General features: G+C 61.0%; 12 protein-coding genes. 9 read left to right on the top strand and 3 right to left on the bottom strand.

Annotation, left to right across the window (positions count from 1 at the left end; genetic code table 11):
• Window positions 1–27 precede the first annotated feature (27 nt).
• Window positions 28–597, top strand: coding sequence for an RNA 2',3'-cyclic phosphodiesterase (gene thpR, locus N902_RS16950; RefSeq protein WP_034622204.1), 570 nt, complete (start codon window positions 28–30; stop codon window positions 595–597).
• Entirely contained in the window at window positions 594–1,223 is a 630-nt protein-coding gene (locus N902_RS0107690; protein ID WP_027370469.1) for an L-threonylcarbamoyladenylate synthase, read from the top strand. Before thpR ends, N902_RS0107690 begins: the two co-directional genes overlap by 4 nt.
• A gap of 550 nt (window positions 1,224–1,773) precedes the next feature.
• Here the strand turns inward: N902_RS0107690 and N902_RS16945 are convergent.
• The gene (locus N902_RS16945) at window positions 1,774–2,772 is read right to left on the bottom strand and encodes a glycosyltransferase family 9 protein (protein ID WP_084288025.1); all 999 of its coding nucleotides are present in this window, start codon (window positions 2,770–2,772) and stop codon (window positions 1,774–1,776) included.
• 68 nt (window positions 2,773–2,840) lie between these two features.
• Between N902_RS16945 and N902_RS0107680 the strand changes: the two genes are divergently transcribed.
• From N902_RS0107680 to pdxA, 3 genes are all read left to right on the top strand, one after another.
• Complete coding sequence (locus N902_RS0107680) at window positions 2,841–3,332, top strand: NUDIX domain-containing protein (RefSeq protein ID WP_027370468.1); 492 nt, start codon at window positions 2,841–2,843, stop codon at window positions 3,330–3,332.
• Window positions 3,333–3,403: 71 nt separating this feature from the next.
• Window positions 3,404–4,369, top strand: a complete 966-nt coding sequence (locus tag N902_RS0107675) for an ROK family protein (protein WP_027370467.1) — start codon at window positions 3,404–3,406, stop codon at window positions 4,367–4,369.
• 381 nt (window positions 4,370–4,750) lie between these two features.
• The gene (pdxA, locus tag N902_RS0107670; RefSeq protein ID WP_027370466.1) at window positions 4,751–5,794 is read left to right on the top strand and encodes a 4-hydroxythreonine-4-phosphate dehydrogenase PdxA; all 1,044 of its coding nucleotides are present in this window, start codon (window positions 4,751–4,753) and stop codon (window positions 5,792–5,794) included.
• Between the two features lie 270 nt (window positions 5,795–6,064).
• Here pdxA and carA read toward each other — a convergent pair whose 3' ends face one another.
• Window positions 6,065–7,210, bottom strand: a complete 1,146-nt coding sequence (gene carA, locus N902_RS0107665; RefSeq protein WP_027370465.1) for a glutamine-hydrolyzing carbamoyl-phosphate synthase small subunit — start codon at window positions 7,208–7,210, stop codon at window positions 6,065–6,067.
• Window positions 7,195–7,956 (bottom strand): 3-deoxy-manno-octulosonate cytidylyltransferase, encoded by a 762-nt coding sequence (gene kdsB, locus N902_RS0107660; protein WP_027370464.1) that lies wholly within the window; start codon window positions 7,954–7,956, stop codon window positions 7,195–7,197. The genes carA and kdsB overlap by 16 nt, the downstream gene beginning before the upstream one ends.
• 107 nt (window positions 7,957–8,063) lie before the next feature.
• Here kdsB and N902_RS0107655 point away from each other — a divergent pair, with 107 nt between their 5' ends.
• The 4 genes from N902_RS0107655 to N902_RS0107640 all read left to right on the top strand — a co-directional run bounded on the left by N902_RS0107655 (window position 8,064) and on the right by N902_RS0107640 (window position 13,193).
• Window positions 8,064–9,767, top strand: coding sequence for a GspE/PulE family protein (locus tag N902_RS0107655; protein WP_027370463.1), 1,704 nt, complete (start codon window positions 8,064–8,066; stop codon window positions 9,765–9,767).
• Window positions 9,768–9,781: 14 nt separating this feature from the next.
• Window positions 9,782–10,990, top strand: a complete 1,209-nt coding sequence (locus N902_RS0107650; protein WP_027370462.1) for a type II secretion system F family protein — start codon at window positions 9,782–9,784, stop codon at window positions 10,988–10,990.
• A gap of 160 nt (window positions 10,991–11,150) precedes the next feature.
• Complete coding sequence (locus tag N902_RS0107645) at window positions 11,151–12,176, top strand: aspartate-semialdehyde dehydrogenase (RefSeq protein WP_027370461.1); 1,026 nt, start codon at window positions 11,151–11,153, stop codon at window positions 12,174–12,176.
• Between the two features lie 48 nt (window positions 12,177–12,224).
• Window positions 12,225–13,193: an aminotransferase class IV gene (locus tag N902_RS0107640; RefSeq protein ID WP_027370460.1), complete on the top strand. Its 969-nt coding sequence runs from the start codon at window positions 12,225–12,227 to the stop codon at window positions 13,191–13,193.
• The last annotated feature ends 17 nt before the right edge of the window (window positions 13,194–13,210 follow it).

Genomic DNA, 13,210 nt, shown 5'->3' with positions numbered 1-13,210 from the left:
CTGAACAGGATATACGAGGTTCTTGCTATGGGTACCAGGTGTTTTGTCGCCCTGCCCCTGCCGGAGGAGTACCAGCAGGCTCTGCCCAAGATCGCCGCAGAATGGAAACCCCGACTACGCTCCAAAGTGTCCTGGACCAAGGAAGGGAACTGGCATCTGACCCTCAAGTTTCTGGGGGAGCTGGAGCCCGGCATCTTGGACCAGGTGCACAAGGCCCTGCGCAGGGTCACTGTGCACCAGTTCGAGGTTCAGGCCTCGGGGGGAGGCTTTTTTCCTCCCGGGAGAAATCCAAAGGTGGTTTGGGTCGGGCTGAGCCGGGGGGCGGATGCCTGTACCCGCCTGGCCGCGGATATCGATCAGGCCCTGCAGCCTTTGGGGATTCCCTCCGACACGCGCCCCTTCCGGCCCCATCTGACCGTCGCCAGGATCAAGAGATCCGGGCCCGACGATTGGTCCCAGTTGCTCTCGGGTCTGCATGCCTGGACCTGGCCGAGCTTTTGGGCGCAAAGGTTTGTCCTCTACGCCAGCCGACTCACCCCGCAGGGACCGGTGTACACTGAGCTGGAGTCCTGCCCGCTCGGCGAGACACAGTCATGATCAGGGGACATGACGGGTTTGGGTCGGAGGTGCACGCCGTTGTTCAGGGCGAGGTGTTCATTTATCCTACAGAGACCCTGTACGCCCTGGGGTGCAGTGCCCTGGACCCGGATGCAGCCGAGGAGGTTGTGCGCATCAAGGGGAGGGAGAGGCACAAGCCTCTGCCCCTGATAGTTGGATGCGTAGACCAGCTGGATATCGCCGTTTGCGGCCTTTCCCCGGATGTTCACGCCTTGGCCCGGGGCTTCTGGCCCGGACCCCTGTCCATTGTCCTCCCGGGACGGGAGGCGCTGAGTCCCCGGGTCAAGGACCCTCTGGGGCATACCAGTGTGCGTTTGACCTCCCATCCCCTGGCCCGTGAACTCTGCATGCACCTGGGTGCGCCCCTGGTCAGCACAAGCGCCAATCCGGCCGGAGAGGACCCGGCCTCTGATCCCGCACATCTCCATCCCGGCTTGATCCGATCGGTGCACCGGGTCATAACCGGTCCCCCGCATCCCCGTGGAGGGCTGCCCTCCACAGTGGTCCGGATCGTGGACCGGGGAACGCTCTGTGTTTTGCGCTGCGGCGCGGTTACAAGAAAGGAGCTGCAGGCCGCTGGATGGCGGGTGATCGAGACGGAGTAAAAAAGTTCTTCGAGGTAGCCTGTGGATTTTTGGAGTTTGCCGTTTCTTCTGTGTGCCCACTTTCGGCCCGGTATTTTCTAAGTCCCGCCAAAGGGGGATCCCTGCCCCCTCCCGGCTACTCACGTGCAGGTCACTGCTTTCTGTTCGACTGAGCTTATCATACACGTGAGTGCCGGGTGGCGGGACCAAGAAAATGTGCGGGCCTGCCGCTCAAGGCACACAGAAGAGACGGCAAACCCTTATGTGTGAAATTCCATTTCCCGTGTCTCACTCATATTGGCACAGAGGGAAGAGCCAGTAAAAAAAGTTGAATCCATGGTTCGCAGTTGGCGGGGGGGCGGCGAACAGGGATTCAATATTTTAAACCCGGATCCAGGGCCAACGGCAGGCTTGCGCACCAATACATTGATTTTACAGTGTTCTTAGCCGAGGATCCGTTTTTCAGGTTTTGGCATGCTGGATGCAAGAAAATAAATACCTTCCTCCTTTTGCCATAGCTGGCCTCCTTGGAAAATGGTTCCTTGGAGGCCAGTTGTGTTTGGGACCCCTGTTATCTCCTGCGGGCCGCCGAATCCTGGCCCAGCTTCCACAGCTCCTCTTTGACCCGGGATACGGATATCCTGGTCATGCACTCCGCCTGCCGGCAATTGATCCGCCCGAGCTGGGTACACGGAGAACAGGGGAGATCCGTCCGCAGGCAGGTAAGGCCCGGAGGGCCCCATTGCCGGGGCGAGGCCGGGCCGAAGAGGACGATTCCGGTGCGATCCAGCAGACCCGCAAGATGCATCGGTCCACAATCATTGCCCAAGATAATATCCGCGCCGCACAGGGCCTTCTGGAGCTGCCCCAGCTCTTGGGGGTGGAGGCGTTGAAAATTTTGAACCTCCAGTCCGCGCTCCCTTTCCGCCGGACCGAGTACAAAGACCGGTTCCCATCCCTTGCGTTCAAGCCAGGAAGCTGTCTGCAAATAGTTGGACATGGGCCAGCATTTGGCCGGATGGCCGGCCCCGGGAAACACCAGGGCTTGGGGCCTACGAGGCCCCGGCTTGAGGTGCGGGGATAGATCCCGCCAGATCTGGTGCCAGTCGGGACAGGGCGGGACCCCCATTCGTTGCAGGCCCGCGGCATAGACTCGGCGAGGAGGAGTGTATCGGCCCGGAATGATTCCGGGAAGAAAATGCAGATCCGGAAAGGGGACCTCTGTCGGCGGGGTGTGCAGGCCGAACCAGACCACCCGGCAGTTTTCCAGCTCCCGGGGCCAGGACGCAGCAGCATACAGCCGGTCAACCGCCCGGCGCATCTGTTCCGGACAGGGACGGAGACCAAGGGGGTCGGTCCACAGCCGGTATGCGTCCCTGCCGGCCCAGTACAGGGGAGTAGGGGCGAAGTGACGGCGAAGCGCCAGCAGGGAAGGCCAGATCTGCAGAAAGTCCCCCAAGGCCCCTTTGTGGACGATGATCACGGCTTTTGGTATGCACATGAGGATATGGGTGACTGCTTGAGCATGCTGTCTGGCCTGGAGCGAACAAGGCTCCTCGGCACGAATCATATGCGGCAAGCTTTAAACAGCTGCAGGTAACCTGGACCAAGCCGAACAACCCGGCAAGGAGGCTCTACATGAGTAGTCATGTCCAATGCCCGGCCTGCGGAGGCCAGGTCCCGGTCTATCGCAATCCCCTGCCCACGGTGGATGTGGTCATTTCCTTCCCCGATCAAGGGGTGGTGCTCATCAAGCGCCGCAATCCGCCGTACGGCTGGGCCCTTCCCGGCGGATTCGTGGACTACGGAGAGAGTGTGGAGCAGGCCGCAGTCCGGGAGGCCAAGGAAGAGACCGGGCTGGATGTTAGGCTGCACGGACTGCTCGGGGTCTATTCCAGCCCGGATCGGGATCCGCGCCAGCATACAATGAGCGTGGTTTTTATGGGGACAGCCAAGAAAGAGAGCCGACTCCAGGCAGGGGACGATGCCGGCCAGACCCGGGTGGCTCCCCTGGATGATCTGCCCGAGTTGGCTTTTGATCATGCCCGGATCCTGGCTGATTTTCAACAGGCCCTGGAACAGGGGCGGAGCAGGAGCACAGTGTGTTTCGGCCGCAGCCTGGGCTTTTAAGGGCACACAAACATAGAGGGCAAACTTCACAATTCCACGAAAATTCGGGGAACTTCAATTTTGAGGTGCACATGTATATAAGCATCGATCTCGGCGGGACGAATATCCGCGGTACCTGGGTCAGTGCCGGAGGGGACTATGGCCCGGTCCGGCCGCAGTCCAGGCCCCGGACTTTGGAAGGCACCAAGCAAAGCCTGGAGGCTCTGATCCAAGACGTGCAGGCCCGGGCCCCTGAACCGGTCCGGGGCATCGGCCTGGCCACGGCCGGGCCCCTGGATCACCGCAGACGGATGTATCTGACCACCACCAATATGCCGGAGCTGAATCAGTTCCGGGTCGGAGAGTTCCTGGAGCATCGCTTCTCCCTGCCTGTGCGCATGGAAAACGATGCCCAGGCTGCTGCCCTGGGCGAGGTCTGGGCCGGCGGCCTGGCCGGAACAGCCGATGCGGTGGTGATTACCCTGGGCACTGGGGTCGGCTCAGGGGTGATCATGAATCACGAGATATGGCGGGCCGGGCATTTTACCGGACCGGAGCTGGGGCATGTCTATCTGGGGCCGGGCCCCAAGCGAAGCTGTGCAATCGGGACCTCCACCCTGCCCTCCTGCGGATGCGGGCAGGTGGGATGCGCTGAGGCATGGCTGCAGAAAGCGGCCCTGATGGAGATGGTTGTCCGCTGCGGTTTTGCTGCCCAGGACCCCAAAGATATCTTTGGCGATCTGGAACAGGGCTCTCGAGATGCCATGCGGATCATGGATATCTACGGGCGCAGACTGGGGCTGTACCTCTCTGTTTTGCAGGTTGTCTTCGGGTTTGCCGACATAGGGATCAGCGGGGGGTTGAGCACGTTTTTCCCGTACTTTCAAGACGGGATGTGGAGTACCCTAAGGCACCGGTTCGTGAACCGGGAGTGGTGGCTTCCCAGGCGGATCGCGCCCAGCCCGGAGCCGGAGATGAGCGCTTTGCTGGGCATGGCCCGGGTCTTTGTCCTGGAAAGCAGGGGCAGCACGGACTGGAAGCCCGAGGACGCGCAGTGATGGTCATATTAACCGACATGCCTGAAGCGGGCACGCTTTCGTTACCGAAGCATAGAAACGATTTCCATACCGACTGGGAGTGGTTACCCATTGTTGTGATTTTCTTTCTTCGGGTTCCTAATCGATATCGGGATCGGGATCGATATCCATAAACTGAGGGTTCCTGCTGCACCGAATAACATAGTAATTATAGCTCCCACGCTCTGGGTGGGAGCTTTCCTGACCGCTCCCGCAGTCTCTTTCTGGACGCCGGAGGGGTCCAAAAGAGTTCCCACGCAGAGCGTGGGAACGATAAAGAAACGATTTCGATACCGATATCGATTTCGATTTGAATTATCCCAACCATTAACTCATAACAGTTTGTAAGTGCCGGGTAGGTCTATGTCCCATTGTGCATCTCCCCTTGTGCTGACTCTTGGTGATCCCAACGGGATAGGTCCGGAGCTGGTCTGCGGGCTGGCCGGCAGCGGACGGCTGGTCCGCCGGGATCGGGCACTGGTCCTCATCGGACCGGAGCAGGCCCTTGTCCACCACTGCCGGACTATGGGTCTGCACCGCTTCTGGCGGGCAGCAGACAGAATGGATGAAGTCGGCGGGCAGGGCATATACTGTCTGCGCCTGCCGGAGCTGGCTGAATGGGAGCCTCGTCCGGGGCGGGCGGACATTCGGGGGGGATTGGCTGCTGGACATGCCCTGCATGCGGCCTGCGGCCTGCTTCTTTCCGGCCGGGCCAGGGGCGTGGTGACCTGTCCGCTGAACAAAGCCATGCTCCAGGAAGCGGGGTTCGATTTCCCCGGCCACACCGAGTTTCTGGCGGTCGAGAGCGGGCTGGGGCCGGATCAGGTCTGCATGCTCTTGGCCGGAGACAGGCTGCGGGTCGCTCTGGTCACCACCCATCCCCGACTGAAGGACGTCCCGGACCTTATAACCCAAGACAAGGTTGAGCGCTGTCTGAGGCAGACCTGGGAGTTCGTTCGGGCCGTGAACGGCGGACAGGAGACGGGGTGCAGGCCGGTCGGGGTCTGCGGGCTCAATCCCCATGCCGGGGAAGGCGGGCATATCGGGGACGAGGAAGAAACGATCATCCTCCCGGCCATACAGGCCGCAGCAGCCAAGGGGGTTGCGGCCACCGGACCCTGGCCTGCGGATTCAGTGTTCTACCGGGCCTACCACGGCGAGTTTTCCGCTGTGCTGGCCATGTACCACGATCAGGGCCTGGGGCCGCTGAAGCTGGTTCATTTCCAGCATGCGGTGAACGTGACCCTGGGCCTGCCCTTTGTGCGGACCTCTGTGGACCACGGCACGGCCTATGAACTGGTGGGCAGGGGACGAGCCGGCACGCAGAGCCTGCAGCGGGCCCTGGATACGGCGGAGATGCTGATTCAGGCCCGAGCCCGGTCCGCAGGGCCGGAGCCGGCTGTGTAGACCTTACGCGGCCTCCTTGACCATGGTTCTTCGACGTAGCCTGTGGATTTTTGGAGTTTGCCATCTCTTCTGTGTGCCCACTTTCGGCCCGGTATTTTCTAAGTCCCGCCAAAGGGGGATCCCTGCCCCCTCCAGGCACTCACATGTTGGTCATTGCTTTCAGATGGACTGAGCATATCATGCATGTGAGTGCCTGGTTTCCCCCTTTTGGCGGGACCAAGAAAATGTGCGGGCCTGCCGCTCACGGCACACAGAAGAGACGGCAAACTCTTATGCAGACAATTCCACTTTCTGTGTCCAAGAGCCCTTAACCATCCGGGCGAAGGCCTGGAAAAAGGAGTTTGCGTCGTGGGGGCCGGGGGCGGCCTCCGGATGGTGCTGAACGGCCATGATCGGCTTTGTGCTGTGCACAAACCCTTCCAGGGTGTTGTCGTTGAGGTTGACATGGGTCTGCTTCAGGGTGTCCACATTGGACACATCCACGCAGAAACCGTGATTCTGGGAAGAGATGTCGATCTGGCCGGTGCGCAGGCATTTGACCGGATGATTGACCCCGTGGTGCCCGAACTTCAGCTTGAAGCTGGTTCCGCCCAGGGCCAGCCCCAGGAGCTGGTGGCCAAGACAGATCCCGGCGATGGGATACTCCTCGGCCAGCAGAGCGGTGGTGTGGATGCAATCGGGCACGGCCGCCGGGTCGCCCGGTCCGTTGCTCAAGAACACGGCATCCGGGTGAAGGGCCTTTATGTCCTGGGCGGTGGTGGAGGACGGGACCGCCAGGACCTGAAAGCCGTTGGCCCGGAGCAGGCGGAGGATATTCCACTTGGCCCCGTAGTCTATGACCACCACCCGCGGCCCTGTCTCGGGCCAGATGTCCGGTCCCGGGTCCATATCCAGGTAGTGCGGCCCTTGGCCGGTCCAGAGGTAGGGCCGGGGGGCGGTCACCTCGTGCACCAGGTTCAGGCCCTGCATGGGCGGCAGCTCCCTGGCCTTGGCCACGACGTCAGTCGGCTCCTCGCCCCGGGTGGAGACGTACCCGCGCATGGCCCCGTGAATGCGGATGTGTCTGGTCAGGGCCCGGGTATCGATGCCTTCCAGGCCCACGATCCCGTTGTCCCGGAGGTATTCGGGCAGGGACGCGGTGCTCCGGAAGTTGGAGGGCACCGGACAGCACTCCTTGACGATAAATCCGGCCACCTGCACCCGGCTGGACTCGATGTCCTCCGGATTCACCCCGTAGTTGCCCATATGCGGATAGGTCATGCATACCATCTGCCGGCGGTAGGAAGGGTCGGTCAAAATTTCCTGATACCCGCACATCCCGGTATTGAAAATGACCTCTCCGCCGGATTCTCCGGGTCCGGTGAAGGATCTGCCCTGAAACCACGTCCCGTCTTCCAAGCCTAATATTGCGCGCATTCACCCTGCTCCTTGCGTAAGATGGCTTCCACCCTGGCCACATCCTCCGGGCGGTCCACGCCATAGCATTGATGATCGGTCAGGACAACATGGATGGGGATGCCGGCCTCCAGCAGGCGGAGCTGCTCCAGTTTTTCCTTTTTTTCCAGTGGACTGGGTCCGAGCTGATGGAAACGGCGCAGGGTTGGAAGCCGGAAGGCGTACATCCCGATGTGCAGCAGGACGTCTTCCGGCTGGCCGTCCCGGGTATGGGGAATCGGGGCGCGGGAAAAATAGAGGGCCTGTCCAGTCCAGGCCCGGACGACCTTGACGAGATTGGGATCTTCAGCGTACTCAGGGCCCAATATGCGGGCGGCCGTGCTGACCTGGACCTCCGGCTGCAAAAACGGCTCCACCAGCCGGTCCACCAGATGCGGGTCCAGGCCGGGCTCGTCACCCTGAATATTGACCACGACCGTGTCCTGGTGCAAGTCCAGGCTGCAGGCCGCTTCCAGAATCCGGTCCGTACCGCTGGAGTGTTTAGGGCTGGTCATGATTGCAGGGATATCCAGGAGTTCTGCTTCCCGCGCAATGCGTTCATCGTCCGTGGCCAGGTAGACGGCCTGAATGGATGGACTGGCCTGGGCCCGGCGGGCAACATGCCAGAACATGGGCCGGCCCAGAATGGGGGTCAAGGGCTTGCCCGGAAAGCGGGTGGAGCCGTATCTGGCCGGGATGATGGCGATGCAGGGGAAGGGCAGAGGCATAAAGCGGCCTTGGCTGCGGTTTGGGTGACTGTTCGTCCTGTTCTGCCTTGTCGGACGGCAAGCAGGCCGGGTCCAAGGCACGAACGCAACCTGCACAGAGGATGGCAATGGACAGCACACGCATGGGGCAGAGACTGCAGCAGGAATTCGGCCTGGGCCGGGAGCAGATGGCCAGGATCAAGCAGCTGCAGCGGACCAGGGGCATCGGCCTGCTTCGAGCGGCCTTCGAGCTTGAATGCATCTCCCCCGAGGACTACGCACAGTTTGCGGCCGCTGAATACCGGCTGCCTGTGGTCCGGTCCAAGGAGCTGCACCTTCCGGAGGAGGTGATGCAGATCCTGCCTGTGAGCGTCTGCCGCAAGTATGAGTGTATCCCTTTTCAGCGCCGAGGACAATATTTGGATCTGGCCATTGCAGAGCCGGACAACATCCTGGCCCAGGACGACATCCGGTTCATGACCGGCCTGGAGATCGTCGCCCATGTGGCGGCTCCCAGCTGGATCAAACCGGTTCTGGACGGCCTGGACAGCGATGATCAGCAGCACCTCCGCGGGGTATCCGAATCCCTGGCTCAGTTCGCCGAGCCGGAGCCGGGCCAGGCTGCGGGCGGCAGCGATTCCCATGAGGCTTCCATCCTGGAGGAGGCCAACCAGGGGCCGGTGGTCAAGATGGTCAATGTTTTGATCATGGACGCCATACGCAAGAAGGCATCGGACATCCACATCGAATCCTATGAGGAGCTGTTCCGGGTCAGGTACCGCCTGGACGGAGTTTTGCGGGAGATCATGCGTCCTCCGGCCGGAATGCGGGCGGCTCTTATCTCCAGGATCAAGATCATGGCCAATCTGAATATTGCTGAAAAGCGCCTGCCCCAGGACGGGCGGATCAAGGTCCGGACCCCTGGGGGGAGCGAAGCCGAGTTCCGGGTCTCCATCCTGCCCACCCTGTTCGGCGAAAAAGTGGTCCTTCGCTACCTGGACACCTCGGCCCTGCAGGTGGACATGGCCAAACTTGGCCTTGAACCCCAGACTCTGCAGCTGCTGCAGAAGATCGTGCACAGCCCGCACGGGATTTTTCTGGTGACCGGTCCCACCGGAAGCGGCAAGACGACCACCCTGTACTCGGTTCTCAAGGAGCTGAATACCGAGGAAGTGAACATCGCCACCGTGGAAGATCCGGTAGAGCTCACCCTGAGCGGGGTGAACCAGGTCCAGGTCAAGGAGGACATCGGGCTGAGCTTTTCCGCTGCCCTGCGCTCCTTTTTGCGTCAGGATCCGGATATCATCCTGGTCGGGGAGATACGGGACCAGGAAACGGCTCAGATAGCGATCAAGGCCGCGTTGACCGGTCATCTGGTCCTGTCCACCCTGCACACCAACGATGCGCCGAGTACGATCAACAGGCTGGTGAACATGGAGGTGGAGGGATTCATGCTGGCTTCCGCCCTGCGCGGGATATTGGCCCAGCGCCTGGTCCGCACTCTGTGCCCGGAATGCAGGCAGCCCAGGGTGGTGCACGGCCCGGAGGCTGAACAGCTGGGTCTGTCCAATCAGGATCCGGCCCAGGTCTTTGATCCCGGCGGGTGCGCCCAGTGCCATCACAGCGGATACAAGGGTCGTACCGGGGTCTACGAGTGTCTGGAAGTGACTCCGGAGATGCAGCGGTTGATAGAACGTCAGGCATCCTTGCCCGAGATGCGCGGGCTGGCCTTGGAGCAAGGCATGCAGACCCTGCGCCAGAGCGCGGTGAACAAACTGATCCAGGGCCGCACCTCGGTACAGGAGGTGATGCGCCTAACCGTGGATGCATAGCATAAGGAGTGAGCATGCCCCTTTTTCTGTACAGGGCCATGAACCGATCCGGGCGGAAGGTCAAAGGCGACCTGGATGCTCCCAGCCTGGACATGGCCCACAACGCCCTGCAGCGCCGAGGATACTCCCGGATCAAGGTCAAACCGAAGCCCAAGGATCTGCTGGAAGGGACCTTTCTGGAGAAAAAGCCTTCATCCCGGGATATGGTGGTCTTTTCCCGGCAGTTTGCGACCATGATCAACTCCGGGGTGCCCATTCTGCAGTGCCTGCAGGTCATGTGCGAGCAGACGGAAAACAACAAGCTCAGGCGGACCCTGTACGAAGTGCGCAACGACGTGGAAGGCGGCAGCTCCTTGTCCGAGGCCTTAAGCAGGCACAAGGACGTCTTCGACGCCCTGTACACCAATATGGTGCACGCCGGAGAGACCGGGGGGGTCCTGGATCTGGTCCTGGACAGGCTTTCGGAATATATCGAGAAGGCGGCCAACCTGAAATCCAAGGTCAAAGGGGCCATGGTCTATCCGGCCGTGGTCACGGTGGTGGCCATCGCCGTGATCGCCATCATCCTTATCTTCGTCATTCCCACCTTTGAAAGCATGTTCGCGGATTTCGGAGGCGCCCTTCCGCTGCCGACCCGCATAGTCATTGATCTCAGCCGCTGGGTCAAAGGCAATATTTTGCTTATTCTCGGTGCGGCAGCGGCTGCGGCCATATCTCTGCGCCTGTTCTACTCCTGGGAAAAGGGGAAGACACTGATTGACCGCTGGATCCTGTTCCTCCCTGTGTTCGGGCCCCTGCTGCGCAAGGTGGCCGTGGCCAGGTTCAGCCGAACCCTGAGCACAATGGTTTCCAGCGGGGTGCCCATATTGCATGCCCTGGACATCGTGGCCAGAACATCCGGAAACAAGACCGTGGAGCAGGGGGTGCACAGGGCCATGCGCTCCATATCCGAGGGGCAGACCCTGGCTGAGCCGTTGGACGCAACCGGGGTCTTCCCCCCCATGGTCATCCACATGATATCCATCGGGGAGACAACCGGGGCTCTGGATTCAATGCTGGCCAAGATTGCCGACTTCTATGACGACGAAGTGGATGTGGCCGTGGCTACCTTGACTTCTCTGATTGAACCCATCATGATCGTTTTTTTGGGGATTGTGGTCGGGGGATTGGTCATCAGCATGTATCTGCCCATATTCAAGATTGCCGGGACAGTGGCCGGCTGATGCCGATGGTAATGATTGGAGGTCAGTGTTGCTGTATGCCGACCATTATTGGTTGAAATGAAGACATGTTATCAGGGAACAGTTATCTGATCCGGACATTCTTTGCCGATAACTGTTCCCTGATAACCGATTACTTACTTTGTATGCAAGGAGTTTGGTTATGAGCAGGGATGGTCTGGTAGTAGCTGTAGCCGGTGCGACGGGGGCCGTCGGCCGGGAGATGCTGAAAATCCTGCAGGAGCGTCAGTTTCCGGCCCGGGAAGTCCGGGCTCTGGCTTCGTCCAGATCGGCTGGAGCCAGGGTGCCTTTCGGGGATGATGAGCTGATGGTGCAGGAGCTGACCGAGGACTCCTTTGCCGATGTGGACCTGGCCCTGTTTTCAGCCGGAGGGGATACCTCCAAGACCTTCGCCCCCATTGCGGCTGAAGCGGGCTGCGTGGTGGTGGACAACTCCAGCGCCTGGCGCATGGATCCGGAGGTGCCCCTGGTTGTTCCGGAAGTCAATCCCCAGGCCCTGAAGGAGCACAAGAATATCATCGCCAATCCGAACTGCTCCACCATTCAGATGGTGGTGGTTCTCAAGCCCATCCACGATACTGTGGGCATCACCCGGGTGGTTGTCTCCACCTATCAGGCGGTCTCCGGCAGCGGACAAAAGGCCGTTGAGGAGCTGCAGAACCAGGTCCGGGCCCTGTTCAACATGCAGGATCCGGCCTGCGAGGTCTATCCGCACCAGATCGCGTTCAACTGCCTGCCGCACATCGACGCCTTCTTGGACAATGAGTACACCAAGGAGGAAATGAAGATGATCAATGAAACGGCTAAGATCTTGGGGGATGAGCGGGTCAGGGTGACTGCAACCACGGTCCGGGTTCCCGTCTTTTACGGACACAGCGAGTCGGTGAACATTGAGACCGCCAAGAAGCTGAGCTCCAAAGAGGCCCGGGGGCTTTTGAGCCAGGCTCCGGGAATCCGGGTCCTGGACAACCCCAGAGAGAACATCTACCCCTTGCCGGTGGACGCGGCCGGGACGGATGAGACCTTTGTGGGCCGAATCCGGGAGGACCCCACTGTGGCCAATGGACTGAACCTGTGGATTGTGGCCGACAATATCCGCAAGGGGGCGGCCCTGAACACAGTGCAGATCGGCGAGGAGCTGATCCGCCAGGATCTTCTGGCCCGGTAGTCGGGCCAGCGTCTTGAGCCAACCGCACAACACACATAGGATATGAGAGTGCCGGAACTGGTCAGCACAGAAGACTACATCCAGCGTCTGCTCACCACTTCGAGGCCCGGGCTGGAAGATATCCTGGCCTTTTACGATCACCGGGTCGGCGTCCTGGCCCCGGATCCCCGGCTGATGCTCATCCCTTTGGATGATCATCTGGTTCATCGCGGGGACGGGGTCTTTGAGACCCTGAAGTTCGAACATGGACGCATGTATCAGCTGGACGCCCATCTGCAGCGGATGCAGGGCTCCAGCCGCTCCATCTATGTCCAGCCCCCCTGCTCCTGGAAGCGGGTCCGGGAGTTGACTCTGGAGGTGGCCGCGTCCGCGGGAACCGCCTCCGGCCTGGTCAGCCTGTTCATCGGCCGCGGACCCGGTGGGCTGGGGATAGATTTCCGGGAGTGCCTGGAGCCGAGCCTGTATATCGTGGTCCGCAGACTGAATCCCAAGCCGAAGCAGTTCTGGGAGCAGGGGGCCACTGCCGTCAGGGTGACCACCCCGGCCAAACAGGGGTATCTTTCCCAGATCAAGAGCGTGGACTATCTGCCCAATGTCCTCATGAAGCGTGAAGCCGTGCTCCAGGGGGCTGATTTCCCCTTGTGCTTCGACCAGCACGGCTATCTGGCCGAGGGAGCCACGGAAAACGTCTGTCTGGTCTCCCGCTCCGGGGACATCGTGGTTCCCGAGTTTCGACAGGCCCTGCGGGGCACGACCCTGATGCGGGCCCTTGAGCTGACAGAGGACACAATGCCCGTCGTCTTCCGGCCGGTCCACGAGCAGGATATCCTGGACGCCCGGGAAGTGATCGTCCTGGGGACCAGCTTTGATGCCGCGAGCATAGTTCGCTACAATGGCCAGCCCATTCACGATGTCCGGCCAGGGCCGGTGGCCGAAAGAATGCGCCAGACCCTGCAGAAGGACCTGCTGGAGAACGGATGCCCCCTGGCGGCCGGCAAACAGACATGTCTTTCATGATCATGTGCTTTTGGTCT

Origin of the sequence: Desulfovermiculus halophilus DSM 18834 (assembly GCF_000620765.1) — a bacterium.
Taxonomy (GTDB): domain Bacteria; phylum Desulfobacterota; class Desulfovibrionia; order Desulfovibrionales; family Desulfothermaceae; genus Desulfovermiculus; species Desulfovermiculus halophilus.
This window is presented reverse-complemented; position numbering and strand designations above follow the sequence as displayed.